Source organism: Mariprofundus ferrinatatus (assembly GCF_002795825.1).
Lineage (GTDB): Bacteria > Pseudomonadota > Zetaproteobacteria > Mariprofundales > Mariprofundaceae > Mariprofundus > Mariprofundus ferrinatatus.
The window spans coordinates 832,607-858,082 of the sequence record NZ_CP018800.1 but is presented as its reverse complement, the minus strand read 5'-3'; the positions used below and the strand labels follow the sequence as shown (position 1 = coordinate 858,082).

The 25,476-nt window shown below is 49.0% G+C and carries 26 protein-coding genes and 1 tRNA gene; 18 read left to right on the top strand and 9 right to left on the bottom strand.

The genetic code is table 11. The features are described from left to right. Positions 1–10: 10 nt before the first annotated feature. The 3 genes from Ga0123462_RS04175 to Ga0123462_RS11635 all read right to left on the bottom strand — a co-directional run bounded on the left by Ga0123462_RS04175 (position 11) and on the right by Ga0123462_RS11635 (position 2,362). The gene (locus tag Ga0123462_RS04175; RefSeq protein WP_100265143.1) at positions 11–505 is read right to left on the bottom strand and encodes a hypothetical protein; all 495 of its coding nucleotides are present in this window, start codon (positions 503–505) and stop codon (positions 11–13) included. A 221-nt stretch (positions 506–726) separates the two neighbouring features. Then, positions 727–1,641: a phage integrase N-terminal domain-containing protein gene (locus tag Ga0123462_RS04170; protein WP_100265142.1), complete on the bottom strand. Its 915-nt coding sequence runs from the start codon at positions 1,639–1,641 to the stop codon at positions 727–729. Positions 1,642–2,155: 514 nt separating this feature from the next. Then, positions 2,156–2,362: a helix-turn-helix transcriptional regulator gene (locus Ga0123462_RS11635; protein WP_100265141.1), complete on the bottom strand. Its 207-nt coding sequence runs from the start codon at positions 2,360–2,362 to the stop codon at positions 2,156–2,158. Positions 2,363–2,664: 302 nt separating this feature from the next. Here Ga0123462_RS11635 and Ga0123462_RS04160 point away from each other — a divergent pair, with 302 nt between their 5' ends. The 4 genes from Ga0123462_RS04160 to Ga0123462_RS04145 all read left to right on the top strand — a co-directional run bounded on the left by Ga0123462_RS04160 (position 2,665) and on the right by Ga0123462_RS04145 (position 6,770). Continuing rightward, positions 2,665–3,144, top strand: coding sequence for a hypothetical protein (locus Ga0123462_RS04160; RefSeq protein WP_100265140.1), 480 nt, complete (start codon positions 2,665–2,667; stop codon positions 3,142–3,144). 262 nt (positions 3,145–3,406) lie between these two features. After that, the gene (locus tag Ga0123462_RS04155) at positions 3,407–4,204 is read left to right on the top strand and encodes a hypothetical protein (RefSeq protein WP_100265139.1); all 798 of its coding nucleotides are present in this window, start codon (positions 3,407–3,409) and stop codon (positions 4,202–4,204) included. Beyond that, on the top strand, positions 4,201–5,670 hold the full coding sequence (locus Ga0123462_RS04150) for a hypothetical protein (RefSeq protein WP_100265138.1): 1,470 nt from the start codon (positions 4,201–4,203) through the stop codon (positions 5,668–5,670). Before Ga0123462_RS04155 ends, Ga0123462_RS04150 begins: the two co-directional genes overlap by 4 nt. A 212-nt stretch (positions 5,671–5,882) precedes the next feature. Next, positions 5,883–6,770 carry a hypothetical protein gene (locus Ga0123462_RS04145; protein WP_100265137.1) on the top strand — a complete coding sequence of 296 codons (888 nt, stop codon included), beginning with the start codon at positions 5,883–5,885 and terminating at the stop codon, positions 6,768–6,770. Positions 6,771–6,919: 149 nt separating this feature from the next. On the opposite strand, the gene Ga0123462_RS04140 is transcribed toward Ga0123462_RS04145, so the two are convergent. Together Ga0123462_RS04140 and Ga0123462_RS04135 are read right to left on the bottom strand one after the other, a co-directional pair. Continuing rightward, positions 6,920–7,135, bottom strand: coding sequence for a hypothetical protein (locus Ga0123462_RS04140; protein WP_100265136.1), 216 nt, complete (start codon positions 7,133–7,135; stop codon positions 6,920–6,922). A gap of 474 nt (positions 7,136–7,609) precedes the next feature. After that, on the bottom strand, positions 7,610–8,644 hold the full coding sequence (locus tag Ga0123462_RS04135) for an IS110 family RNA-guided transposase (RefSeq protein WP_100265135.1): 1,035 nt from the start codon (positions 8,642–8,644) through the stop codon (positions 7,610–7,612). Positions 8,645–8,788: 144 nt separating this feature from the next. On the opposite strand from Ga0123462_RS04135, the gene Ga0123462_RS04130 reads away from it, so the two are divergent. The 5 genes from Ga0123462_RS04130 to Ga0123462_RS04110 all read left to right on the top strand — a co-directional run bounded on the left by Ga0123462_RS04130 (position 8,789) and on the right by Ga0123462_RS04110 (position 13,096). After that, on the top strand, positions 8,789–10,219 hold the full coding sequence (locus tag Ga0123462_RS04130; protein ID WP_100265134.1) for an IS1182 family transposase: 1,431 nt from the start codon (positions 8,789–8,791) through the stop codon (positions 10,217–10,219). 246 nt (positions 10,220–10,465) lie between these two features. Then, positions 10,466–10,864 (top strand): response regulator, encoded by a 399-nt coding sequence (locus Ga0123462_RS04125; protein ID WP_100265133.1) that lies wholly within the window; start codon positions 10,466–10,468, stop codon positions 10,862–10,864. A 96-nt stretch (positions 10,865–10,960) separates the two neighbouring features. Next, the gene (locus tag Ga0123462_RS04120) at positions 10,961–11,434 is read left to right on the top strand and encodes a hypothetical protein (protein ID WP_157821263.1); all 474 of its coding nucleotides are present in this window, start codon (positions 10,961–10,963) and stop codon (positions 11,432–11,434) included. Between the two features lie 61 nt (positions 11,435–11,495). Then, positions 11,496–12,773, top strand: a complete 1,278-nt coding sequence (locus Ga0123462_RS04115; RefSeq protein WP_100265131.1) for a hypothetical protein — start codon at positions 11,496–11,498, stop codon at positions 12,771–12,773. Between the two features lie 140 nt (positions 12,774–12,913). Further along, a complete protein-coding gene (locus Ga0123462_RS04110; RefSeq protein ID WP_100265130.1) occupies positions 12,914–13,096 on the top strand; it encodes a hypothetical protein in 183 nt (60 codons plus the stop codon). Between the two features lie 355 nt (positions 13,097–13,451). Here the strand turns inward: Ga0123462_RS04110 and Ga0123462_RS04105 are convergent, their stop codons facing one another. The 3 genes from Ga0123462_RS04105 to Ga0123462_RS04095 all read right to left on the bottom strand — a co-directional run bounded on the left by Ga0123462_RS04105 (position 13,452) and on the right by Ga0123462_RS04095 (position 15,205). Beyond that, complete coding sequence (locus Ga0123462_RS04105) at positions 13,452–14,633, bottom strand: tyrosine-type recombinase/integrase (protein WP_100265129.1); 1,182 nt, start codon at positions 14,631–14,633, stop codon at positions 13,452–13,454. 193 nt (positions 14,634–14,826) lie between these two features. After that, a tRNA-Met gene (locus Ga0123462_RS04100) sits at positions 14,827–14,903 on the bottom strand. A gap of 110 nt (positions 14,904–15,013) precedes the next feature. After that, a complete protein-coding gene (locus Ga0123462_RS04095; protein ID WP_100265128.1) occupies positions 15,014–15,205 on the bottom strand; it encodes a hypothetical protein in 192 nt (63 codons plus the stop codon). A 197-nt stretch (positions 15,206–15,402) separates the two neighbouring features. Between Ga0123462_RS04095 and trpS the strand changes: the two genes are divergently transcribed. The 8 genes from trpS to Ga0123462_RS04055 all read left to right on the top strand — a co-directional run bounded on the left by trpS (position 15,403) and on the right by Ga0123462_RS04055 (position 24,292). Further along, positions 15,403–16,434 (top strand): tryptophan--tRNA ligase, encoded by a 1,032-nt coding sequence (gene trpS, locus Ga0123462_RS04090; RefSeq protein ID WP_100265127.1) that lies wholly within the window; start codon positions 15,403–15,405, stop codon positions 16,432–16,434. After that, a complete protein-coding gene (locus Ga0123462_RS04085) occupies positions 16,431–17,195 on the top strand; it encodes a segregation and condensation protein A (protein WP_100265126.1) in 765 nt (254 codons plus the stop codon). The genes trpS and Ga0123462_RS04085 overlap by 4 nt, the downstream gene beginning before the upstream one ends. Further along, positions 17,192–17,839: an SMC-Scp complex subunit ScpB gene (scpB, locus tag Ga0123462_RS04080; RefSeq protein WP_232726612.1), complete on the top strand. Its 648-nt coding sequence runs from the start codon at positions 17,192–17,194 to the stop codon at positions 17,837–17,839. The genes Ga0123462_RS04085 and scpB overlap by 4 nt, the downstream gene beginning before the upstream one ends. Beyond that, the gene (locus Ga0123462_RS04075; protein ID WP_232726610.1) at positions 17,769–18,596 is read left to right on the top strand and encodes a pseudouridine synthase; all 828 of its coding nucleotides are present in this window, start codon (positions 17,769–17,771) and stop codon (positions 18,594–18,596) included. The genes scpB and Ga0123462_RS04075 overlap by 71 nt, the downstream gene beginning before the upstream one ends. Next, positions 18,593–19,273 carry an endonuclease III domain-containing protein gene (locus Ga0123462_RS04070; protein ID WP_100265124.1) on the top strand — a complete coding sequence of 227 codons (681 nt, stop codon included), beginning with the start codon at positions 18,593–18,595 and terminating at the stop codon, positions 19,271–19,273. Before Ga0123462_RS04075 ends, Ga0123462_RS04070 begins: the two co-directional genes overlap by 4 nt. Positions 19,274–19,320: 47 nt before the next feature. Continuing rightward, a complete protein-coding gene (uvrC, locus tag Ga0123462_RS04065; RefSeq protein WP_100265123.1) occupies positions 19,321–21,162 on the top strand; it encodes an excinuclease ABC subunit UvrC in 1,842 nt (613 codons plus the stop codon). A gap of 71 nt (positions 21,163–21,233) precedes the next feature. Then, positions 21,234–22,736, top strand: coding sequence for a phosphomannomutase (locus tag Ga0123462_RS04060; RefSeq protein ID WP_100265122.1), 1,503 nt, complete (start codon positions 21,234–21,236; stop codon positions 22,734–22,736). A 47-nt stretch (positions 22,737–22,783) separates the two neighbouring features. Next, on the top strand, positions 22,784–24,292 hold the full coding sequence (locus Ga0123462_RS04055; RefSeq protein ID WP_100266481.1) for a B12-binding domain-containing radical SAM protein: 1,509 nt from the start codon (positions 22,784–22,786) through the stop codon (positions 24,290–24,292). A 6-nt stretch (positions 24,293–24,298) separates the two neighbouring features. Here Ga0123462_RS04055 and Ga0123462_RS04050 read toward each other — a convergent pair whose 3' ends face one another. Continuing rightward, positions 24,299–24,592, bottom strand: a complete 294-nt coding sequence (locus tag Ga0123462_RS04050; protein ID WP_100265121.1) for a cation transporting ATPase C-terminal domain-containing protein — start codon at positions 24,590–24,592, stop codon at positions 24,299–24,301. 270 nt (positions 24,593–24,862) lie between these two features. Here Ga0123462_RS04050 and Ga0123462_RS04045 point away from each other — a divergent pair, with 270 nt between their 5' ends. Continuing rightward, positions 24,863–25,471: a LuxR C-terminal-related transcriptional regulator gene (locus tag Ga0123462_RS04045; RefSeq protein ID WP_100265120.1), complete on the top strand. Its 609-nt coding sequence runs from the start codon at positions 24,863–24,865 to the stop codon at positions 25,469–25,471. Positions 25,472–25,476: the final 5 nt, after the last annotated feature.

The window sequence follows — 25,476 nt, the reverse complement described above, 5'->3', positions numbered from 1 at the left end:
GCTGGTTTTATTATGCGGCAACCCAGTACCCCTGAACTGCATTGAAAATTTCCTTCATTAACTCGAAGAACTTCTCTGCAAGAGCCACAGCTGCATCAAATGGATTCCCAGAATAATCACCCTTATCCCTAGCTGCACCTACCGCAGCACCATATGTAATTCCGAGCAAGGCTGCGGTTGGAGCGAGTAATGGCCCAAATATTGGGATTGCTGCAATTAATACAGTAACGGCAGCCCCAATTGCTATTCCTATTGATAATTTAGGGTTTGCTTTAAAAAAGTTAAATATGGCACGGACAATAATTTTACCAATTGCGACCACTTCACCAGCTATTAACTTTGTCTTCTCCCATAACTGTTTAAGCCTTGTTAATAGCTCTGGAGGTATTCCACTTTTAATACCCTCGATAACGATATCATCGAATTCAGCATGGGCCTCCTCTGCATTTAATAGAGTCACTTCAAAAAGTGCCTGTTCTGGTTCATACTTTACAACATCGCTCATAACTCCCCCCGGAAGTGTTTAGTTTTATATGGCCCATGATTTTTGTAAAGGCCCGTTCTATCCATCCAATACTTTCCATTTAGCAAACCGGAGAGGTCTCTGTCCCCTTAAATATCCGCCAAACCATCCGCCTCTCCTGGGCGGAAATACTAACTACATTTTGGCACTATTTAACGGGAGCAGGTCACATTTCAATGCCCCCTCCTAGTAATGGCAGCCCTTTACTCGTCTTTGGCCTCCTCCCGTTTCTTAGCCGCCTCAGCAGCCAAGATACCACCTAGATATGCACCAGTGACCTCCTTGCGAGCGTGCCCCAACTCGGCACTTACTTGCAACCGAGCCTCTGTGTCCCGTTTCTTCTCATCATCAGTCAAGTCCCGCGGCGATTTCCCGCCGTTTACGGGAGCCCTCAAGTCAGAGAGTTCTTCGTAACGACCTTGCGCATAGGCATGCCTTAATGAATGGGTATTGCCTAAGTCTACCGCTGCTGTCTCCTTCTCAAACTTCCTCATATGCTTCACATAAGTGTCTTCACTGGGAATCATGGAACCGCTGCCAGCCACGGCCCTCGCCATATCAAGTATTTCGCGCTGCGAATCCGCCGTGATTGGAATCTCTCGGGCCCTACCCCCTTTACACCAACTGCTGCGCAATACAATTATATCGCCGCGATCAGCCCAGGCGGGTTTAATTTTCATTGCCTCTTCTCTTCGCAATCCAAATGCCTGTTGCAACATAACGCTGATCTGAATTCGCAGGTCACGTATAGAGGCAACCGTTTCCGGCTCTGGATAAATTGCTTTGGACTCTCTGGCTGTAAGTTCCCGATGAGGGACTCCATAGAAGTCATTATCTTTACGCATAACGCCTTCTTTCCCGATCTTCTCCAGCCACCATCTCAAAGCAGCCATACGGTTTTTGATTGTCCCAGGCTTTTTACCTTCATAGAGCCACTGGTCAACCAAGGCATGGACATGCTTTGGTTTCAAGCTGCGGATTCGCAACTCCCGATAGCCTAGTGCAATCAATTGATTAGCAATCAATGACAATATCCTTGCCCGATTTGCCTGTGTTGAGTCAGCGCCGTCACGATTGCGAAGTCCCAATTTCCTAAGATCATAGTTTAGATCCTTCATTTTTAATTCCTCTTTAGATTTATTATAATGGTAACTAATTGGTTAGTGTTTCTGCCTCGCTCATCGTCGATAAGCGTCCTATGTTTACTAGCCTCTTGGACTAGCAAAGTAGTGAATTGGCTCGGGCCATTAACCCCGTTTCGCCCAATGGCGCCACTGTCATTTGTGATTGACAGTGTGGTTGCTTATTTACCTCCTTTTATGACATCGAAATGTCCATACGCACGGGAACTTGAAAGTTCTTAGGCCGCGCTGCCCTTTCTTTTTTCCTCCTTTTTGTCATTGAAATGACGGCATATAAATGCCTTGCACGTGAACTCGAAAGTTCTGGTGACTGTGCGGGCCAATCTGCTGTGGTTTGGGGTCATCACTCGGTCGTCACTTTTTAAGCAGGATGCAAGTGATTGGTATTAAAGGTGTTTTGGCTTCTGTCACTACTCGGGCGACTTAGAAGGCGCAAAAAGCATCACTTCCAATTCATGCGCTCTATGACCAAGGCCCCAACCAAAATCTCTTAATTTTCATTGCCTAGTTGTTCGATCAACTCTTTGATGTCAGATGACCTCCACGCCGATGAGCGGGAACTGATTTTTACAGGTTTTGGATACCGCCCATCCTGAATGCCTCGGTACCAAGAGGACCTAGCAATTGGCAATAGGGCGAGAACGGAATCAATTCTTAGCAGTCTCAGGCCTTCTATATCGTTGACGTCTACTTTCATCATTTACCTCCATGTACTTGCTTGTGATGGAGGAATTGTCCCTGCTGCCCGTAAAATCAAAAAGACTGAAAAACGACTTTTAAAAATCATAAAATCAATTTTTAAAGAATTTAAACCACGAATCATAAGACACCATTTGTCGCTGATGCTATTACTGCAGTGAATAGCTGCTAACCTAGTCGTTGGCGATTGACGCCAACCATTCGCTTGCAGACATTTACATTATCTATCAAGCTAGAGGTAATTACTTCTACAGACATTTGCATTAATCATTATTTTATGGGCTATCGAGGGAGTCTCCAGTGTTGAAAACAACTGACGATATTACATTAGCGGTTACAAGTACTGTAAATAGAATTCTCAATCCAACTGGTTATTTGCTCAACCAACTCATAGACCTCACAGCAAAAAATGTAGCTAAAAGCGAAGAAAATTCTGACATGCAAGTTCCGTCTCTAAGAGAAGAGGTTGAAAGACAAGAACTCCAAATGCGCATTGCTGAGGCCCAAGCTCGAGTTGCGCAGGAATTAGCGATCGCAACACGAATTGAAACTGCTGAAGAAGTTGAAATGGAAGAGTTTTATGAATATTGCGGCGAAGGGAATATCGGAGCCAAGACGGATGGTGAAACTTTCTCAGTTGGGGCTGGTGGCTCAGGCAAACGGGTAAGCAAGCGTGTATATCGATTTCGTGGAAATTCCTCAATAGCACTTGATGAAACAACTAGCAGTGATTCAGATAGTGCGACTACAGATACACAAAAAAAGCGAGGCAGCAGGTAACTGAATTTCTTATGTTTCCCACTAGTAATCGATAAAGTGCTACTACATTCAAAGCAGGCTAAATAGCTAGTAATATAAGCCCTCTTTAAATAAAAGATTTACCTTTTATCAATTTCAATCCAATGGACTACCCCTAAATCCGTAGACGCCTGCTATCTTCCAACTTAGGACATTCGAATGAGTTCAATTATGGACAAAGTGAGGCTCGGAGTGTCTAGTAAACAGGTTGCGATTCAGTTTCTAGTTTGCAGGGAGATTCCTTTTGACGACCCTAACCGTTCAATCATGGTTGATTTCAATAGTTCTGCTTTTTATTCAAGCCCCTGACGCAAATGCATATATGGTTGCAGGGGTTAAAGCAGCTTTAAAAATTCACTCGATCACTAAGAACACAAGAGCATTGCCAGATGATGAGATAATAAAGCTTTCCCACCTTTCTGATGAAACTAAGGGGACAAAAAAAGTAGGCGAGCTTCTGGGGAGAAAAAAATTACCACCAGAGGTCCTTGAAGACACTTATCTTAGGCTCGCAATTCACCAAGGCCGACTGGGCCGAATTGAGGCTGAAGGTATGTATTCACGCTTGGGAAATGTACCTGGATTTCGCAGCACTCTTAGTAAAGTAATTGGAAACAACCCAAATAAATCCTCTGGCCATTTGAATGAATTACGGATTGCTGACACAGCCGCCTCTATAAGAGGTTTCAAAGTATTAGGAATCGGCGAACGATTCTCTGACGGAAAAAAAATGGCACCAACAGATATTGATATCATCCTCGGAAAAGGCCAAACCAAGTATATTATTGAGGCAAAGGACTACCATTCTTCCACTGCAGTCAAGATGGATCATTTTCGATCAGATCTTGATTCGCTGGTTCAATATAAAAAAGAACACTCAAGTGAATACATCATTCCAATCTTCTCTCTAACCAACAAACCAAATGATCTAAATGTTCTGAAATTGTTAATACGCGAAGCAAATCGAAGAGATGTTCACCTCATTATTGGTACTCCTGGCGAACAAGTGCAACAAATTAAGATACTAGGAGAAATTCTTTGAAACCATACATTTTTGGAATTGTTGTTCTTACCTACTTGCTTATCCCAGAAGTCGGGCATGCATCTAGTGATGGTGCGACATTTGAGTCACTCTATAAAACATCATCACACATCGGCTGGATTGCTGCCGCCACATTAGCTGCTATTGCCGGAGCAGTTATTTTCTTTACTGGAGGCACAGCTAGCCCCGTCGTTATCGGAATAGGATCTTGGGTTGGAGGCATGATGGGGTTCTCTGGTATCGCAGCAACAAATGCTGGCTTGGCGTTACTGGGCGGAGGGTCCATGGCGTCGGGGGGGCTTGGCATGCTGGGGGGCACAGCCCTGATAGTGGCTTCTCTAACTTTTAGTACCGACATAGTAATGGATTACACTGTCGGAAGAGCAATAAACGCATATGAATACAGCAATCTAATAGAGAGAAGCAAGGGTATGACTACTCTTCCGCCGCCCAAGAATAAATCTGGTTCAGAGACTTATAAAAATGCTTTGCTGGTTTTGGACAATCTCGACAACAAAAAAGCCATTCAAGATAATGAGAATCAAGCTATTTTGAAGGTGGCGATTCAGCAACTTAAGGACACTGCTCCCTCAACAGACCCTGACGAACAGATCAAGGAAGAAACATTATTAGCACTGCTGCTGTTCACGACCAATGACTACAAAGTGGCAAAAGATAAAGCTTGGTTAGCAATTCAAAGCGCGCGCAAGGCTGAGCTAAAGAGAACGCTCCCTGCATTCATATATGCAACCAGTTCTTTGTATGATGAACAGATTAATGTAGAAGATATTACCAATAATTACTTTGGATATTCAGTGCTGGCAGAACCAGAAAATCCAATAATACCAATGCTTTTTTCAATTTATCTCGATCGCTTAATGCTTAGAGTCGACAATGACTCTAGTGATGCGCCACACGACGAAGAATTGGCCAGAGTTTTCTCTATCATGCTTAACCCAAATATTGAGAGCTTCCAGCTATCAAACTACACAATCATTCTCGTAAAGTATTTTACACGAATTAAAATTGAGCAGCAGAAAATATCTGGGCTCACCAATACCGTTGACGCAGCAATTAAGGGCAGCACCAAAACACTTTTAAGTGTTCAGAATTCGCTCATGATCTATGACAAATTACTCGATAACACTCTGGATGTTATCGAGCATTTAATAACAAGTGATACCTATTACTCTCTTGAAGATAAGCAAAAAATCAGTGAGCTAAACACGTTGTTTGTCGGCTACGCTAGAGACCGCGCTCGCCTTGGGGGCCTTGTAGACCAACTGAAATCTTATCAGCTGAATTTAAATTCAAATCTCACAGCATCACATCATGCACAATCTGGAGAGAACAAGAGTAATAGCGTAATCATGTATTCATTACTTTTCATATTTGGACTTATCGTACTATTGCTCGTCAAAAGGGCCAATAAAAGGAAGGCGTCTTCAGGAGTTCCTATTGAGTAGCATTTTGAAACGACTGGACTACCCCTGAACTTATAGACACAGATAAGTTCCAAATCGAATGCCCGAAGTTGGCCGACTGCTGCCGATCACGACAGGCGACTCACGGCCATAAGCAGTCACCTGACTAATGACCAAAGCGGGCAAATATAGGTGCCCAAATTTATCTAGAAAATCAGTGGTGGTTCAGATTGAATGTTTCTCACGGGGGTAATATGTTTAACTCAACTTCTAAGAAATTTCTTTCCCACGTGGATTCACTTAATCTGGAAAGTCTCACTACTCAATATTCGTTTGTGGAGGATGACCAATTCAAGAAGCTTCTAATGGTGAGTCCGCGCTCTGCAGCCAATGTCTATTGGCACGAGATTTTCGCTAGGGCGCATTCTGGTGCAGTAGTTTCTATTCTTCGGAGTCGGCGCTGGGCTTACGGAATGACTACAGCAGCAAATGATGGTAACGCACTACTCTTTGCAGCTGCTTTCCGTGGACTTGTAGAATCTGCTGCTGATAGCTCGACAACCTTTATATCCATTCCGTTAACTTTAGCAGAGCAAGCTTCATATATTGCACCTGCATTGGCTGGAAAATCTGCGGAAATTGCAATAAATAGAGAATTGGAAGATTTACTTATCCATTTTTTATTCGCAAGACGACTTGATAAAGGCGAAAAGGAAAATCTGCCTAATTCCCATCAAGCTTTGCAAATTAGACAATACATTGAGATATTAGAAAAAGGTGGTGTTAGCTCAGTGGTTGAATGCTACAAAGAGCTTTGCGACTTCACCCATCCAGGAGCCAGCTCTGTGGGCACGTTCATTATTCAGGATCAAGGTTCGGATTTCTCTCTGATGAATAGGGAGAAAGATCTACTCCTCCATTGGGAATCTAAATACGCTTCTACATTTACTGAATTATTGATGTTTGCATTCAATCCTGCCCTGTTAACACTGCGAGTAATCAATGACTTCCCTGTTAGTGAATTTCATGTACCAAAATTAAACGCATGGGCTTTTTCTGACGTTGGGGCTTGGCAAAAAATAAGCGCTGCTTTGCGTCAGAATCATTCTAACAAGGACAAAAGACTGAAAGTGATTAAGTAATTATCAAGTGTGATAAGGAAACATATGGGAATACACTTGAATCATACAAGGCCGAGTCGACTTTGAATCACCGATGGAGAGATTTAATGCCTGTGTTGCATCGACCCTTTGAGTCCAAGGCGAAAGCAGATCATCCGAAGATAACTTCTCTAAATAAACTGCTCGGGGGACCTTTTTTTCAGGCTATCTATATATTCATCGAATCCAACCACATTATCTCTGCCATAGTGCTTTATCGTTTCCTTATCTTGGCTTAAGAACACGGCAATCTTGTTATGATCGCAGCTTCTGATACAGATCTCTGATGTGTAGGCATTCCCGTTTAAATATCCAGTATCTGTGCCGGGGATTATTACAAAAATCATCTATTCTCCTTGCATGGTGTATTAGACCAGCTTTACTGGTCTGTCTTCTCATCTAATTATAAGGGATAGATGGTTAAGCAAATCCGGTTTTTGAAAAAAGAATTTGGTGATTTTGTCTGTAAGTAGACATTGTTTTAGTTCAATCTGAGTACTTGTTCGAACGACAACTAACTTAACAGCATGGCGACTATAAGAATGGCCGGTGATGGCATTTGTTCTAATGTCCGCTCCTTTAATCGGGCCATTCAGTCAAGCACCTAAAATATGCCGAGTTCGCCTCGGTTTTGTCTATCGTGGTGGGTCAGGCTCCTTTCCGCAGTCGAGCTGATAGATCTAGCCCGCTGCACGCATAAGTCAGACAGAGTGGAGAGCCAGGCTTTTGGTCGCGCTTGGTTGGCGCAGCAGACATTTACGGCTTCATCCAGACATTCGTCCACACGAGGGACGTTTCTGTTATAGAGCTACGAAGTCAGTTCATGTTGTCACCTCCGTAGAGCCATAACGGAAATCGGTCTCATCAATCCATATCCTGTGCAGGATGACAGCAAGCTTTCGTGCCACGGCAATCACAGCTCGCCTGTGCCCTTTAGTTTTAGAGAGGCGCAAACCCCAAGCCTTCAGATATGTCCATTTATCAGAGCGAATTACCAGCGAGTGCGCCGCCACATAAAGGGCAGAGCGAACATCGGCATCGCCAGCTCTGGAGATATGCCCCGGATTATCCAGCTCACCGGATTGAAAACGCCTCGGTGTTAAGCCGAAGTGTGCAGCAACAGTGCGTGACCGCTTGAATCGTGATGGATCATCCACGCCAGCCTTGTAGGTCAATGCTGTGATTGCTCCAACGCCTGGCACTGTCATCAATCGCTGGCAGATCTCATCCTTCCGTGCCAAGGCAAGAACTTGTCCATCCAGTTTGAGATAGGTTTTATAGAGTATTGACCGTGCATCAAGTAGTGGGATGAGGGAATTGGTCATCAGGCCATGCTCTTCGACTATCGGGCGTACAACATCATCAAAAGCACCATGCTTAACCGAACAGGGAAGCTTGATGCCAAGCAGCCTGATCAGTCCGCGAATCTCGTTCTCCAGATCCACACACTTCTTCAAAACCGCTTTCCTGCCTGACAGCAAGGCACGGATCAGGTGACTCTCCATGCTTTTAACATGGACGCGGCTGTACCAGCCACTACGCAGGATTTGCGCGATACCCCGCGCATCATTCTTATCTGTCTTGTTACGCATGGCTGAAAGCGCTGCGCTGACTTGCCTTGCTTCCATGCAGATAACTTCAAACCCTACGGCCTGTAATCCATAGCTGAGATATTGAGTTAATGTTCCTGCTTCAAAGCCAATAGATTTGATCTCAGGGCTGAACCGCTTCAGACAGGAAACAATCTCATCAACCTCTGAAACCACCTTATCTTCGAAGCAAACCACTCCGTTATCATCAATAATACAGATGGAAACCGAACGTAGAGATACATCCAATGCAGTGTAATAAGCCATGATAAACCTCCTTGCTGCTCGCTATGCGAGCTACTAGGAGCTTAGACGATAATCGCCAGCCCGATTACCGATGCTTTTGGCCCAGACTGTGTAAAAACGTGAACCCTGATAGAGTGTAATCATCCGGAATCAGGGGGCGTTTTGATGAAGCGTTTCATTGAGGGTCAAAGCCGAACGCAGGGAACATTGCTTCCCGAAATAATCGATGAATATGTTGAAGAGTCCAATCCAGTCCGCATCGTGGATGTCTTTGTTGATGAGCTGGATCTGGAACAGCTCGGATTCACGGGCGTGAATCCGGCAGACACAGGGAGACCTGCCTATCACCCGGCGGTACTTCTGAAGCTTTATATCTATGGATATCTCAACCGCATCCAATCAAGCCGTCGTCTGGAACGAGAAGCCCAGCGCAATGTTGAACTGATGTGGCTACTTGGCCGTCTGACTCCGGATTTTAAAACCATCGCCAACTTCCGTAAGGACAATGGAAAAGGTATTCGTGGCGTCTGTCGGCAGTTCGTTGTGCTATGCCGGGAACTGGGCCTGTTTGCCGACTCGCTTGCCGCAATCGACGGCAGCAAGTTCAAAGCAGTAAACAACCGGGATCGGAACTTCACCAGTGCCAAACTCAAACGGCGCATGCAGGAGATTGAGGCCAGTATCGAGCGCTACCTGACAGCAATGGATAGCGCCGACCGTCAGGAGCCAGGTGTCGCCAAAGTCCGGAATGAACGATTGCAGGATAAGGTCTCGGCCCTGAAGAAACGGATGAAGGAACTGAAGTCCGTAGAGGAACAAATCAAGGATTCACCGGATCATCAGATATCGCTAACCGACCCTGATTCCCGCTCCATGAAAACCCGAGGCCAGGGCATCGTTGGTTACAATGTGCAAACAGCAGTGGATACCAAGCACCATCTGATCGTTACCCATGAAGTTTTCAATACAGGTACGGACAGGGATCAGCTTAGCAACATGGCCGTACGGGCGCGGGATGCCATGGGTGTCGAACAGCTGGAGGTCGTTGCAGATCGTGGCTACTACAAAAGCGAAGAGATCCTCGCCTGCGAAGAAACTGGTATCACGCCCTTGGTTCCAAAGGCTGTTACCTCCAGAGCAAATCGGGAGGGTCGTTTTGACAGAGCAGACTTCATCTACGATGAAGAGAAAAACGAATACGCTTGTCCTGCGGGAGATCGACTGATCTGGCGCTTTGCCAGAGTTGAGAGTGGCAAGTTGCTGAACCGGTACTGGAGTTCCAACTGTCAACAGTGCCAACTGAAGGGCCAATGCACTCCCGGCGAGCAGCGGCGAATCAGCCGATGGGAGCACGAAGAGGTACTGGAAGCCATGCAGGTGCGGGTGGATCAATCGCCGGATTGCATGCGCATCCGGCGAGAAACAGTCGAACATCCATTCGGCACCCTCAAATCATGGATGGGCCATTCCCATTTCCTGACTCGCGGGCTGGATCGGGTCAGAACGGAGATGAGCCTTCACGTTCTAGCTTACAATATGAAACGCATGATCAATATCATGGGCGTTCAAGGGTTGATGGCAGCAATCAAAGCCTGAATCAGGCTTTTCCCCATCGCATCGGATCAGGGTAAAACCCGAACACTTTGCCAGTTTTCCTGAATCAAAGGGCAGAACTCAAATGACGACGGAAACATAAATTCTGTTTTTACACAGTCTGGGCCGACTGCTGCCGATCACGACAGGCGACTCACGGCCAACTCCGGTCATTCAGAAATAGCGCGTTGCAATTTATCAACGCAAATCATCCGCATGTGATATACTTAGATATGCGAGGTGTATCATATGGCGCTTTTTCATCATGTCGAAGACTCAAAGCCACTATGCGAATTATTTTCGGAAATAATGAGGTTGTTCGGACATGAAATCATTTCGTTTAGCAACGGGCTTAAATATTTAGAATACATCGAAGATGAGGAAGCTGCTTGCCCTGTAGCTGTATTTACTGACATAGATATGCCTGTAATGGATGGGTATGAGATGATAGAAAAAGTCATCGGAAGGTATCCCAATCGTTTAATTGTGGTTCTCTCTGCTCATGCAGACAGAGAAAATGTGAATGAAATACATGTATTTCATCATGTGGATAAACCATTCCAACCTGCATCCTTGGAGAAATTAGCTAAGGTATTAATTGCTAAAAAGCTCTCTCTTGGAGCAAATGCTGATTTGCTGAATGTCTGAAAGTGGCCGACTATCGCCTGTGGCGACCGGCAAGATTCAGCCAGAAGCGGCATTCAAGTCTGTGTGTGGGGTAGATTGGTAGACAAGCATTTTGTAATGCATCAGCTATACTGGCAAAGCAGTAAAGATTTGATCCCAAGTAGAGGAAAATGTATGCCATCTAAAGAGTTCTTGTGTATTCAGGCTGCCAACAAGTTCCGGGTGAAGCATGCACGCGGGAAATTTGAAAAGCTGTGGGTGATCGTTTGTCAGTATAAACAGGGTGTGACTGCACTGCCTCTTCCAGAAGCTAAAACAGTTCTAAATTTATGGCACCTGCATGGCATAGAGCGAAGAAAGTATGGTCAATGCAATCCTGTCGAACTGTTAAACCAATGGCTGGATATTCTTTACGGTGAAGGCACAGCCGATAAATTGGATATTGAAGGTCGCTGCTCTCAAATTGGGCAGAGACATGCTCGGGTAAACATCCCCTATTACACTGAAGAAAATGCACCTCACTTTTATTTTCGGAATCCATTTGATTGTATTTTAGAACAGCTCTCCGCTGAATTGTCTGGGTATGAATAAATCTCTATGTGGTACTGATCCATACTATTCGCTTCTAGAAGAAAGGTTGTCGGCTCTACCCATGAACAAAGCATCTTCAAGGCAGTGGGAAGCTACTATCCGTAACCTGACAAAATCCGGTATTCGTGAAGAAGAAATCCACTGGTCAGGCGTACTGGATTGGTTGGCATTGCAATCCCAGTCGCAGACAAAAGCAGAGGTGCTTGAGCATATTTGCTTCGACCACCTAAAGATTCGATTGGTTGAAGAAGTAAGGAAGCTCTCACCACACCTGGATTTCATTGAATGCAACTGGCCGGTTGACAGAAAAAAGAACAGATGGGCAAACTGTGTCGTCAGTGCTGATGTCTGTTATTATGAAAGGATTTTTCAATACGCTGTTATAAGGGTAAAGCGTGATGGGCTTTTTGGTGACTACGCATATTGGATGCTGCTTGGACCGAATGGGAAGCCCATTCTACCCAAAGAAGTGAAACATATACTGGCCAGTGATGGATGGCCGAATCCAGAACCGGCTATGGATCTAGCCAATCAGGATGTGCGTGAACGATATGGTCATTTGGAATGGTTCACCACAGCTCGAACTTGGCGATATGAAGCTTGGTACGGGGGGTGTAATTATTGTGAATGGCTGCTGACCATCCCAAGCTTTCCTGAGACCTACTACTCCAAGCATTTCAGCACACGCAACATCATCGCCCATGTTCGTAGTGACGAACGGGATGATGTGTTTGGCCGGCGCATTTTGTTTCTTCAGGAGATCCAAAGTGACTGGCACCAAAACGGGCGACTGTACGGCTACAGAAATGTAAATGAAGATAGCGATATTCCCTATGGGCCATTTTCTGACTCATGGCATGAACTGGCAATCAAGACGATGCTCTACATGGCAGCCAAATCCAACGTGGATGGCATAGCGTGGACTACAGGTGAGCAGCAAATGGAACGCTGGAAGCATTATTATCCAAATGACACGCCGAAGCTGGATGGAATGGCTATGTTCTATGATAAAATACTTCCGAAGCTTTTCCGGCAATTAACCAAAGGCCTCAATGCTGAATTAACCGAGACATCTTTTGAAATAAAAGAACAAAAATACTATGCCAGTACAGTAGGTGGTGGCTGGGTTCTTATGGATGAAACATCAGATGAGCCGGTTTCAGACCTATTTCAAAGTCGCAAGGTGGTAGAAGACCTAGCCAGTCGAAAAAACGCTACAGTGTACGTGAAAGCCCCTCTACTTCTATTGAATGAGACCATGAGGGAGCAACTATCTAGGTATGGCGTCCCATTGTTTGGGCGTTTCCCAGAGAAGAATGAATCGCCACCAAACTTTTAGGCCGTTTTGAGTCTCCGGTTTTGGCCGTGAGTTTTTCATAACCACTCATTTGATATATGCTTACTGTTTTAGAGGTAGTCCATTTGTACGGTCTGTGACGAGGGGCTATTATCTCGAAATTCACCGACGCGGAGGTTGCCATGAATCGTAGTGAGTTTCTGATCGACCAGAGAAAATGCGCCGAATCTGATGACCTGACAAACATAAAGCTGTTTGTTCTAGGTGAAAGTCAGATGGCTGCATTTGAAGCTGTGGTGAATGCCCCTGAGCCTGCCAACGACAAACTTGTTGCCCTTATGAATAAGAAAAGTGTGTTTGAGTGAGCGCTTAGATTAGCGTGATTGGTAAAGCATAATAGAAGAGAACATCAGGATGCCGCGATTTCTGCGACCGAAGCTGCTCCCAAGCATTAGATCACATGCCTTGCCTTTTCTTTGAGCATCCGGAAAAATACTGAATACACTTGATAATATATTGGCAGATTGAGAATGGATGGTATTTTTGATGGTGCTTTTTAAAACCGAATTAGATATATTATTACAACCAAGTCTAAAAATGAACTATTCGACTCCCGTTCCCACCCTGGATAGCTACAATAAAGAAGTACTGGCCGTTGCTTTCCCTATCAGTTGAGAATTAAAGCTCTTAGAGCGCCGGTCCAATCCAAGCCTCACCAGTTTAGGCCTCTCGTAACGAGTCCAGGTAATCGGCCCACTCCTGCATCATCGTTATTCGTTCAGACAAGTGTTGTGCATAGTTGTATGATTTCTTAACAGCATTCCCTTCAATATGTGCTAATTGTCGTTCAACAGCATCGGTGAGATAGCCCTTCTCATGCAGTATAGTGGATGCCATCGCCCTCAAGCCATGGCTACAAATCTCCTCCTGTGCATACCCCATGTTGCGCAATGCATTGTTTAAAGTGTTTTCGCTGATTGGCCGTTGGTTACTCCTCATGTTCGGAAACACATACTTACCTTGACCTGTAAATTTCTTAATCTCATTGAGTAATTCTAGAACCTGAGTTGAAAGAGGAACGATATGCTTTATGCCCATCTTCATTTTTTCATCAGGAATACACCACTTCTTTCCTTCATAATCTATTTCTGCCCATTCCATATGCCGAAGCTCTCCAGGACGAACAAAAACATAAGGAGCTGTATTCAATGCGATCCGAACGATCATTGAACCTTGGTATGTCCTCATGGATTTCAGCAGGTGACCAATTCGATCCGGGTTCGTAATAGTGGCCATGCTTTTTGGGTTTTTCGCAGGGATAGCCCCTTTCAACAATGAAGTTGGATCACTCGTGCATAGCCCCTTTGATGCACCAAAGCGAAATACTTGACCGCAGGCATTCCTTATACGATGAGCAGTATCTATGTAGCCCAAATCAACAATATCCTCCAACATATTGAGGATAATGTTAGGTTTTTCTTGAAGCACCTTTATGGGAAAGTGGCCGATGTTGGGGAATATATATTGCTCCAGCCTTCCCTTGAGTTTTTCTGAGTAACTTGGGTTCAGCTTTTTAGAGTGCACCAAAAACCACTCTCTTGCGACTTGCTCAAAGCTCTCTACATCAGAGTACTTTTTACGTTTCTTCATTTCCGAAGGGTCATTGCCGTCGTTGACCTGTAAACGCGCAACATCTCGCAAAGAGCGTACTTCTTTTAAGCTCACTTCTGGGTATACACCTAAAGACAGTGTTTTTCGTTTCCCGTAAATTCGATAATCGAGCCGCCAATACTTCCCACTTTTATTTACAAGAAGATACAATCCTGCCGAGTCAGAAAACTTTTTTTGCGTTTTTCCTTCCGGAACAGTCGCTTTCTTACACTGAATATCGGTTAGAGCCATAAGCCACCTCGTGTACATAACGGTACAAAGGTGACGGTATCAGAATTCATTCATTAAAAATACCGACATATCTACCGTCAGAAATCCTTGGATTCCATTAGATAGTATAGGACACCTATGGACAAGAAGGCAATAAAAAACCCCGTAAACACAAGGCTTACGGGGTTTCTTTGGACGTCCTTGGACGTTAATATGGTGGCGCTTCAGGGACTCGAACCCCGGACACGCGGATTATGATTCCGCTGCTCTAACCGACTGAGCTAAAGCGCCGTTGAATGAGGCGCGAAGTATAGGAAGCCAATTCGCTTTGGCAAGCGGTCAGCCGCTATCTTTTTATCCGGCGATCTGCATCGCCCCGGCTCCAACAGTACGATTCTGATCTATAACGTCTTCGTGCCGCGGGTGGCCTTGAACAGATCCCCGGTCACGATCTTTTTCTGCAACCAGTAAGCCCACTGCTCCGCTGCTTTTTTGGTACCGAAGCAGCCACACTGATGCGAATGGTTACTGAACCAGACATGCGCCTGATAGTGGCAATCCTTGTTTTCTTGCTGATCTTTGATGAATACCATGACCTCTGCCTCCGGCTACCTGTAAGTATATTATTATTTAATAATATGTCAAGCGTCAGATTGTCGCACCTTACCCGATCATTAACCGCACCGGTGCTAGGAAAAGAGTCTGATAACACTCAATGTTACAAACGGCTCTTCGCTTTGCTATCGTTCGGGGAGGTGCCATGATCCGGCGCCAAATAGAGGGGATGAGATTGAGTACTTCAGAAAATCCACAAAACAAACCGAAACGCATTCTTTCCGGCATGCGCCCGACGGGCAAACTGCATCTCGGGCACTACAAGGGCGTACTGGAAAACTGGCTGAAACTGCAGCAGGAGAACCAGTGCTTCTTCTTCGCTGCCGACTGGCATGCGCTTACCACCGACTACGCCAACCCATCCATCGTCAAGGATACGATCTGGGATATGCTGATCGACTGGCTGGCTGTGGGCGTGGACCCGGAAAAGGCGGTGGTATTTATTCAGTCCGAGGTTCCCGAGCATGCCGAGCTGCATCTGCTCTTCTCGTTTATGACACCACTTTCATGGCTGGAGCGCGTGCCCACATACAAGGATCAGATCGAACAGCTGCGCGAGAAGGATCTCGGCACCTACGGCTTTCTCGGATATCCGCTGCTTCAGGCTGCGGATATTCTGATCTATCGCGCCGACGGTGTGCCGGTCGGTGAAGATCAGGTTCCGCATGTTGAACTGACCCGCGAAGTGGCCCGCCGCTTTAATTACCTTTATCGCCAGGGCATCCCTCCCCTCTTCCCCGAGCCTGAATCGCTACTGATGCCAGCCGCCAAACTGCCGGGGCTGGACGGCCGCAAAATGAGCAAATCATACGGCAATACCATTGAGCTTGGTGAAGCGTGGAATGTGACCGAAAAGAAAGTCAAAACCATGCCGACCGACCCTGCCCGCGTGCGCCGTGACGATCCCGGCAACCCTGAGAACTGCCCGGTATGGGATTTTCACAAGGTATATAGCACCGAAGATGAACGTGAGTGGGTCAAGGATGGCTGCACCACAGCCGGCATCGGCTGTATCGACTGCAAGATGTGCATGTTGAAGCATCTGGAAGAAGAGTTGCAGCCGATCCGTGATCGTCGTGCAGATATTGCATCGCGCCCCGATGATCTGAAGGACATCGTGCGGGCAGGCAATGAGCGAGCCAGGCACGAAGCGAGCCGCACCATGGATAAGGTACGTAAAACGCTGAAGATGGGCTACCGCGTATGACCGAAGCGGTGCAGGCGCCTCTGATTCAGCATGAAGAAGCTGATCAACGTGCTCTGCCGCCGGTTCAACTGGACAAATTCGAAGGACCACTCGATGTCCTGCTGCACCTGATCCGCAGTCAGGAGCTCGATGTCTTCGATATTCCGCTGGCGCTGATCACCCAGCAGTACCTCGATATCCTGGAAGCTCAGGAACAGCTCGATCTGGAAATTGCCGGCGACTATCTGGTAATGGCCAGCACCCTGATGCAGCTGAAATCGCGCATGCTGCTGCCCCGTCCTGAAATCGACGATGAGGGTAACGCCATCGATCCGCGTGCAGAACTTGCCGCACAGCTGATCGCTTACGAGCAGTACCGCATGCTGGCCGAGGAGCTCGATGAGAGACCCCGCCTTGGGCGCGATGTGTTTGTTCGCTCGATCTTCCCCGAATCCGATGCGGTGGAGCGGCCGCTTCCCGAAGGGGACCTTGATGCACTGCTTCTCGCTTTTCGCGCCGTGCTTAAACGCGTCGGCGGCGAGGTTCGCCACCAGATTTTCTCGGAGACCATGAGCGTTCGCGAGCGCATGGGAACGGTGCTGGAGCGACTCAGTAAAGGCGGTATGCAGCTCGATGAGCTACTGGCCGGAGAACCGGGCCGTGAAGCACTTGTAACCACCGTACTGGCCATTCTCGAATTATGGCGCCAGCAGACGATCACCGTGATTCAGAGCGAGAACTACGGCTCAATCACCCTGCTTCCGAAGGAGGAGATGCAATGAACAGTTCTATACTGCAATTAACTTCACAGATCGAAGCAGTGCTGTTGGCCAGTGATGAACCGGTTTCCATTGCCAGACTGCGCAGTCTGCTTGGTGATGATGTGCAATCATCCGATATCCGCGAAGCGATCAGTACGCTTGAAGCCGATTATCACGGACGCGGCATCCGCCCCGAGATGGTGGCTGGCGGCTGGCAGTTCCGCACGGCGCCCGAACATGCAGAGCTGATCCATGCCATGTGGGAAATCAAACCGCAGCGGCTGTCGCGCTCTTCCCTGGAGACACTGGCCATTATTGCCTACCGGCAGCCTACCACCCGCGCCGAAATCGAGGCATTGAGAGGCGTAAAGGTTTCAAGTCAGATGATCGCCACCCTGCAGGAGCGTGGCTGGGTCAAGGTGCTTGGACGCAAGGAGGTTCCCGGTCGCCCGCACCTCTACGGCACAGGCAGACAGTTCCTCATCGACTTCGGACTGGAATCACTGAAGGATCTGCCGGAATCGGCACAGTTGATGGATGAGGATGAGATCCAGCAGATGGTGATGGAAAATATAGAACAACACACGGATGAACATGAACCAGAAGAGTCAGAAGAGAGCGCCGAAACGGAAGAGCCCGAGCAGATCGAAGCCGCAGGCGGTTAAGGGCACACAGAGCGAAGGCACAGAAGAGGGCGAACGCATCAACCGTTTCCTCGCCCGTTGCGGCCTCTGCTCAAGACGGGAAGCGGACCGCTGGGTTGAAGCCGGTCGCGTATCGGTCAACAACCAGGTCAGCAAGGAGCCGGGGCTTAAAGTCAAACCGCGGGATATTGTCTGCGTGGATGGTAAACCGGTTGCGCAGCAGACCACTTTTACCTATATCCTATACAACAAACCGATGGGTCAACTCTGCACCCGCCGCGATGACAAGGGGCGTCCGCTGATCTACGACACGCTCGATGTAGCTCCCAATGTACAATCGGTTGGTCGCCTCGACATGGATACCGAAGGACTGCTGCTGCTCACCGATGACGGAGACCTGACGCGTGCACTGACCCGCCCCGGCGCCAAAGTGCCGCGTGAATACCGAGTACGCGTGGGTGGCCAGGTGACACTTGAAACGCTTGAGAAGCTGAGACGCGGTGGTTTTGACATCGGTGAAGGTGACAAGAGCGACAGCTGGGAAGTTACCGTGGACTCTGAAACAAGAGGTCATACATGGCTGACAGTGATTATCTACAGAGGTCGCTGGCGTGAGGTGAGACGCACCCTCGAAACAGTCGGCCATCCGGTACGTCGGCTTATGCGCATCCGCTTCGGCCCCGTTCGACTCGAAGAGGGAATGCCGCGAGGCAGTTACCGTCCGCTCAATCGCAGCGAGGTTAAAAAGCTGCTCGACTGGAGCAGGAGAGCTGCGTGAGCCGCACTTCTCCGATGCAGGTCTACGATACGCTGTTCACGGCCTACGGGCCTCAGCACTGGTGGCCGGCGGAGAAACCGTTCGAAGTGATGGTCGGAGCGATATTGACCCAGAACACCAACTGGAGAAATGTTGAAAAGGCGATTGCCAACCTGAAGGCGGAAAAGATGCTCGATTACGCCTCCATTGCCAGCAGCAACCGTGAGAAACTTGCCGAATTAATCCGGCCATCAGGATTCTTCAACCAGAAATCGGAACGGCTGCAGCAGTTTTCGATCTTCTATATGCAGCACGGCAAAACAGGCGGCCTGAAAAAATGGCCCAAAAGCAGCCTGCGCAAAAAACTGCTTGGCGTTCCCGGTATCGGACCTGAAACAGCCGACTCGATTCTGCTCTATGCACTGGATAAACCGGTATTTGTCGTAGATGCCTATACCCGCCGCATTTTCACACGCCTTGGCCTGCTGCCTGAAAAGATCGATTACGATGGCATCCAGGTTTTTTTCGAGAATCGGCTGACCCCCGCCCTCTCTCTCTACCAGGAGTATCACGCGCTGATCGTCGAACACGCCAAACGCCACTGCCAGACAAAACCGCTCTGCGAGGACTGTCCGCTCGGAAATCACTGCCCCACCGCCAAACAGGCACACCCGGATGAGGCGATTCTGACTGCATAAAGGTATCCGCTACTGGCGGCAACGAATTCAAGAGATAGGCTGACGCCATGTGGTTTGAAGCCCCCATTCCCCTTGCAGAGCTGCCGCGTGAGCCGGGTGTGTACCGCATGCTCGATAGTGAGAGAAAGGTTCTCTATGTCGGCAAGGCGCGCAATCTGAGGAAGCGTGTCTCCAGTTACTTCCGGAAACAACCTGAATCCCCGCGCACCCAGGCCATGGTGCAGCAGATTCGCGACATCGCGTTTACAGTTACCGCCTCCGAGGCCGAGGCTCTGGTGCTTGAACACAATCTGATCAAGCAGCTCAAACCGCGCTACAACGTGCTGATGAAAGATTCGAAGTCCTACCCCTATATTCTCTTAAACCGTGAGCCCTATCCGCGCCTGCACCTCTACCGCGGCAGGCGAAACCAGCCTGGCGAGTACTTCGGCCCCTTCCCCAATGCCGGCGCCGTGCATCAGACACTGCATACCATGCAATCGATCTTCCGCATTCGTGACTGTGAAAACGGCGTATTCAACAACCGTTCGCGCCCCTGCATGCAGCACCAGATCGGCCGCTGCTCCGCCCCCTGCTGCGAGCTGGTCAACAAACGGGAGTACGGCAGCCAGGTGGCTGAAGTTCGCCGTTTTCTTAAAGGTGAAGACCAGGCGCTGCTGAAATCGTGGGAATCAGAGATGCAGCAGGCATCCGATCAAATGGATTTTGAGAAGGCCGCCGTTTTGCGCGATCGAATCCGGGCCCTTCGCACTATTCTCGCCGGATCTGAGAACAGCGCCCTGCCCGATCATGCCGACGCCATTGGACTGATACGCCACACCTCAGGCGTGTTTGCCAGCATCGGAGTGCGCAGGGCAGGCCGCGATCTCGGCACGCACAATGTGCGCATCGCTCAGGCCGTCGATGCAGAGAACAGCGAGATTCTCCAATCGCTTCTGATCGAGCGCTACAGGGATGATCTTCCGCCTCGCGAGATTCTGTTGCAGGCCACTGAAAATGAGTGCGCGGAGCTGCAACGACTGGTACGGCTGTTGCATCCGAAAAACAGAGCGACTGTGCTTCACCCGCAGCGCGGAGCCCGAAAGAAATGGCTGGAGCAGGTATTGCGCTCCGGCAACCAGATGCTCTCAAGCAGGCGTGGTGATAACCAGCAGGCTGCTTTTGAGGCGCTCGCAGAACTTCTTAATCTGGATGCCATACCTGATCGTATCGCTGCCGTAGATAATGCACATCTCGGCGGCAAACAGATGGTTGCAGCCGTCACCTTTGCCGGCTGGCAGGGGGCTGAAAAGGAGCACTACCGCCGCTACAAACTCGATGGCATCTCAGCAGCATCCGATGTTAGCGCAGGTGACGATTACGGTGCCATGGAGGCTGTGTTATCCCGGTTTTTTCGCGCCATCAGCGAAGATGCAATTCCCACACCTGACCTGATGCTGATTGATGGCGGCCGCGGCCAGTTGGGCATTGCACTGGAGTGCGCGGCCAATGCAGGACTCTTTGAGCTGAAACTGCTCGCCGTTGCCAAAGGCGATAGCCGTAAGCTTGGAGAGGAGACGCTCTGGCCCGGCTGGCTGAAAAACGGAGAGCCCGGCATTGGGGATTCGCTCAAGCCGGGACGCCACTCAGCCGCCCTGCTGCTCATCGCCCGCGTCCGCGATGAAGCGCACCGCTTTGCCGGCGCCTATATGCGCAAACGCAAGAAAAAGAGCATGTTCAGTTCCGTTCTGGATAACATCCCCGGTATCGGAGCCTCCAAGCGGGCTTCGCTGCTCAAACATTTCGGCGGCATCGAGGGGGTGAAAAAAGCGGGGCGAGCACAGCTGGCTCAGGCGCCGGGTATATCCGAAACGCTTGCAGAACGAATTTTTGTCTCACTGCATCAATAGGCCTCTGTTAAAACAGATCTGATCTCCTATACTCACGTTGCGAGATCGGAAGAGGATTAAGGGGAGATACCATGAACAGTGCCACCAATGAAACCATTGTAATTTCCAAGCTGATGGAGACGAGCGGCGTCAAATTCGGCACCAGCGGTGCCCGCGGGCTTGCTGATGATATGACCGACCGCGTCTGCTACGCCTACAGCCTCGCTTTTCTCGACTACCTTCTCGAAACGGCTGATATCAAGGCTGGTGACCGGGTTGCCATTGCTGGCGATTATCGACCCAGCACCCCGCGCATCATGGCGGCTGTCGCCAAGGCTGTGAGTGATGCGGGGTGCGAACCGCTCAACTGCGGTTATATCCCCACCCCCGCCGTGGCCTGTTACGCCATGGCTTCTAATCTTGCCAGTATCATGGTGACCGGAAGCCATATCCCGGATGACCGCAATGGTATCAAGTTCTACAAGCCCGAGGGTGAAATTCTCAAGGGGGATGAGGAGGCGATGTGTGCCCGAAAGGTTACAATTCGTACCGCTGATTTCGATACAGATGGCAATGCCCTGATCGCTCCTCTTCCTGCCATTCAACCCGATGCATACCGCGCCTATGTGAAACGTTATCTCGACTTTTTCCCGGCCGGTTGCCTTCAAGGACTGAAGATCGGCATCTATGAACACTCCAGTGTCGACCGCGATATCCTCAGTGAAGTGGTCGGCGGATTAGGTGCTGAAGTGGTTCATCTTGGCCGCTCCGATAAGTTCATCCCGGTCGATACCGAAGCGATACGCCCTGAAGATGTGTCACTGGCCCTTAAATGGTCCAGAGAGCATAAGCTCGACTGTATCGTATCCACCGATGGCGACGGCGACCGCCCATTGGTCTCGGATGAACATGGCGAATGGTTAAGAGGGGATGTGGCCGGCATTCTCACTGCCCGTTATCTCGCTGCCACGCATGTGGTAACGCCGGTATCGAGCAACAGTGCGGTGGAGAAGTGCGGCTGGTTCGACCAGGTCGATCGTACCCGGATCGGCTCCCCATTTGTGATTGCCGCAATGGATGAGGCGGTAGCGGGAGGCAGTGAAAATGTAATCGGTTACGAGGCCAATGGAGGCTTCCTGACCGCAAGTGATATTGATCTGAATGGAAAAAACCTGACAGCACTGCCGACCCGCGATGCGGTGATCGTTCCGCTGGCCATCCTGATGCTTGCCAAGGCATCCAACCTCTCTATCTCCGGGCTACTGAAACAGCTTCCGCAGCGTTTTACCAGCAGTGACCGGCTGAAGAACTTCCCGACCGAACTGAGCAGGGAGAAACTCCGCCCCTTAAGCGGCAGTGATCAGCAGCAGAACATGCGCGAGGCTCAGGCACTGCTTGGTGCCGAGTTCGGAGAGGTGATTTCCATCGACAATACCGACGGCGTACGCATCACCTTCGCCAGCGGCGAAGTCGTACACCTGCGCCCATCCGGTAACGCACCTGAACTGCGCTGTTATAACGAAGCGGACTCTGATGAACGGGCGGTCGAGATGAACAAAACCTGTCTGGCGATTCTGGAGAGCTGGCGGCACTGATTTAGTATTTAGTTCGCCAGAGACAAGCGGCACGTTACTCTTTGCCGGTGCCCGATATCATCCTGACCACACTCAACGCGCGCTATACCCATAGCGCCATCGGCCTGCGCTATATCTACGCCAATATGGCGGAGCTGCAGGGGCGTGCAGCAATCCGGGAGTTTGTCATCAATGACAATGTTCAGGATATAGCGGAACGGCTGCTCGCTGAACGCCCTGCCATTATCGGTATCGGTGTCTATATCTGGAATGCGCTACAGTGCGGCGAACTGCTGGCAACCATCAAAAAGGTAGCGCCGCAAACCATTGTCATCCTCGGCGGCCCCGAGGTGAGTTATACACCATATCGCATCAACTTTGATGCCGCCGACTACTTCATTCAGGGCGAAGGAGATGTTGCCTTCCATGACCTGTGCACAACCATTCTGGCAGGCAATGCGCCGGTTGAGCGATTCATTAAAGCAGCGCCCGTAAATCTCGACGAGATCGAGCTCCCCTACCGGTATTACACCGATGAAGACGTCGCCAACCGTTACATATATGTCGAGGCAAGCCGCGGCTGCCCGTTTCTCTGCGAGTTCTGCCTCTCATCGATTGATAAAAAGGTGCGCCCGATACTCCTTGATAGGCTTCTGGAGGAGTTCGAACTGCTCTGGAGTCGCGGCGTACGCAGCTTCAAGTTCATCGACCGCACCTTTAACCTCAATGTAGCCACGGCCAACCGGCTGCTCGACTTCTTTCTGGCCAAAGAGCCACCCTACTTTGTCCATTTCGAGGTGATCCCGGACCACTTTCCGGAGAGCGTGCGCGAACGCATCTCCAGATTCCCTGCGGCATCGCTACAGCTTGAGATCGGCATCCAGACGCTTAATCCTGAAGTGGCAAAAAATATCCGGCGCAATCTCAAAGTTGAGAAGATTGAAGAGAATATCCGCTTTCTGGAAACTGCGACCAGCGCCCATATGCATCTCGACCTGATCGTGGGCCTGCCCGGTGAATCACTGCAAAGCTTCGGCCACAATCTGGACCGGCTCTGTGACATGACCAGCTCTGAGATTCAGATCGGAATCCTAAAAAAACTCTCGGGCACCACCATTTCCCGCCATGATAAGAGCTTCGGCATGGTCTATTCCGACAAGCCCCCCTACGACGTCCTGAAAAACAGCCTGCTCAGCTTTGAGGATATCCAGCGCATGAAACGATTCGCCCGTTTCTGGGACCTCTACTACAACAGCGGCAACTTCAAGCAGAGCCTGCCCCTGCTCTGGCAGGATGGCAGTGTGTTCGAGGCGTTCTATGACTTTTCACTGTGGATCTATGGTGAAACCGACTCGACCTGGAAAATATCGCTTGATCGCCTTGCCCAGCTTCTCTTCCGCTACCTCATCGATACAAAAGCAGAACATCCCGAACGACTGGCAGCAATGTTGATTGACGACATCATGAAGATTGAAGGGCGCAATATGCCGAACTTCCTCAAGCCCTACCGCCACTCTGCTCCGAAAACGAAACAGCTCCTCTCCGCCCACAACAAGCGGCAACTTCGCCATATTTAAGCAGCATCAACTGCTTCGGTAGATCAGACCCCGACGAACTAACCACTTCTCGATCTCCACAACCACAAGCAGCAGAGAAGAGAGTATCAGGCAGACAGCCAGCTTGAACACGGGCAGCGGCTGCGAATGGAAAAGCGTGTTCAGGGCCGGCAGATATATCACGGCAATCTGGAACAGCGTAAGCAGAACGGCTCCCAGCATCGGCAGCGCGCCATCAAAGCCGTTGAACACAAAATAGCGCAGCACAATATCTCGCGTTCGGGTGATGCGAAGAAGGAATTGTACCTGTTCCAGCAACATGGATGATTATCCGGTATCAGCTTCACTCTGCACTTCCACCTCATCGATGCTGTGCAGGCGGGCTTTCAGTCAGGGTTGATTGCCAGTTGGCCTGCTTCCAGAACAACCCTGCTTCTATGCCGTTGCTTCATACGGAAACTCAGGGGCCAAACATCTGGTTATGAGGACTTTCTCTCATTACAGTATAGAGTTGTATGCACCATTTAATCTGCCCGGACTAGACTGGAGTCTAGGTTTGCAAGGTGGTTATATTGACTATGATGAGAGCGTATGAAAATACTTATTGCAGATGATCACTGTCTCCATCGAGAACTGGTACGCACCTTTCTCGCGCCTGTCTATCCGGAGGCGTTGATTTATGAGGCTTCAGATTACTTTTCTGTAAAAGAGATATGTAAAAACAACCAGCCAACAATTGTTCTGCTGGATCTCTCAATGCCCAATATGAATGGCCTGCTGAGTGTAAACAAACTGGTAAGCCGGTTTCCGGATTCAAAGTTTATTGTCTGTTCTGCATCCGAGCACCCGATACTGATTCAAACCGTTATGGGTTTTGGTGCCGCAGGCTTTATACCAAAAACCCTCTCATGCCGGGAGCTCATCACCGGAATCAGATACGCCCTGGAGGGGGATGAATATTTACCCCCTTCATTGAATGCCGATGCCAATATCACACTGACTCAAAGGCAGTCTGAAATTCTGGGCTATATCTGTTCCGGTTATAGTAATAAAGAGATTGCTGCCCGGCTTGACCTTTCGCTGCACACAGTGAAGTTTCATGCCGGATTGGTGTTTGAAAAGCTGAAGGTTCAGAACAGGCAGCAATTAATATCACTGATAGGCTTACATAAACATCCGAATCAGGATGCCATGCTATAATTATC

Excerpts from the sequence above, each read along its gene's own strand:
- uvrC (WP_100265123.1), top strand. The coding sequence starts at position 19,321 with ATGTGGTTTGAAGCCCCCATTCCCCTTGCAGAGCTGCCGCGTGAGCCG.
- Ga0123462_RS04125 (WP_100265133.1), top strand. The coding sequence starts at position 10,466 with ATGGCGCTTTTTCATCATGTCGAAGACTCAAAGCCACTATGCGAATTA.
- Ga0123462_RS04085 (WP_100265126.1), top strand. The coding sequence starts at position 16,431 with ATGACCGAAGCGGTGCAGGCGCCTCTGATTCAGCATGAAGAAGCTGAT.
- Ga0123462_RS04140 (WP_100265136.1), bottom strand. The coding sequence starts at position 7,135 with ATGATTTTTGTAATAATCCCCGGCACAGATACTGGATATTTAAACGGG.
- Ga0123462_RS04145 (WP_100265137.1), top strand. The coding sequence starts at position 5,883 with ATGTTTAACTCAACTTCTAAGAAATTTCTTTCCCACGTGGATTCACTT.
- Ga0123462_RS04120 (WP_157821263.1), top strand. The coding sequence starts at position 10,961 with ATGCATCAGCTATACTGGCAAAGCAGTAAAGATTTGATCCCAAGTAGA.
- Ga0123462_RS04075 (WP_232726610.1), top strand. The coding sequence starts at position 17,769 with ATGAACCAGAAGAGTCAGAAGAGAGCGCCGAAACGGAAGAGCCCGAGC.
- Ga0123462_RS04095 (WP_100265128.1), bottom strand. The coding sequence starts at position 15,205 with ATGGTATTCATCAAAGATCAGCAAGAAAACAAGGATTGCCACTATCAG.
- Ga0123462_RS04135 (WP_100265135.1), bottom strand. The coding sequence starts at position 8,644 with ATGGCTTATTACACTGCATTGGATGTATCTCTACGTTCGGTTTCCATC.
- Ga0123462_RS04115 (WP_100265131.1), top strand. The coding sequence starts at position 11,496 with ATGAACAAAGCATCTTCAAGGCAGTGGGAAGCTACTATCCGTAACCTG.
- Ga0123462_RS04105 (WP_100265129.1), bottom strand. The coding sequence starts at position 14,633 with ATGGCTCTAACCGATATTCAGTGTAAGAAAGCGACTGTTCCGGAAGGA.
- Ga0123462_RS04130 (WP_100265134.1), top strand. The coding sequence starts at position 8,789 with ATGAAGCGTTTCATTGAGGGTCAAAGCCGAACGCAGGGAACATTGCTT.
- Ga0123462_RS04170 (WP_100265142.1), bottom strand. The coding sequence starts at position 1,641 with ATGAAGGATCTAAACTATGATCTTAGGAAATTGGGACTTCGCAATCGT.
- scpB (WP_232726612.1), top strand. The coding sequence starts at position 17,192 with ATGAACAGTTCTATACTGCAATTAACTTCACAGATCGAAGCAGTGCTG.
- Ga0123462_RS04050 (WP_100265121.1), bottom strand. The coding sequence starts at position 24,592 with ATGTTGCTGGAACAGGTACAATTCCTTCTTCGCATCACCCGAACGCGA.
- Ga0123462_RS04060 (WP_100265122.1), top strand. The coding sequence starts at position 21,234 with ATGAACAGTGCCACCAATGAAACCATTGTAATTTCCAAGCTGATGGAG.
- Ga0123462_RS04110 (WP_100265130.1), top strand. The coding sequence starts at position 12,914 with ATGAATCGTAGTGAGTTTCTGATCGACCAGAGAAAATGCGCCGAATCT.
- Ga0123462_RS04175 (WP_100265143.1), bottom strand. The coding sequence starts at position 505 with ATGAGCGATGTTGTAAAGTATGAACCAGAACAGGCACTTTTTGAAGTG.
- Ga0123462_RS11635 (WP_100265141.1), bottom strand. The coding sequence starts at position 2,362 with ATGAAAGTAGACGTCAACGATATAGAAGGCCTGAGACTGCTAAGAATT.
- Ga0123462_RS04045 (WP_100265120.1), top strand. The coding sequence starts at position 24,863 with ATGAAAATACTTATTGCAGATGATCACTGTCTCCATCGAGAACTGGTA.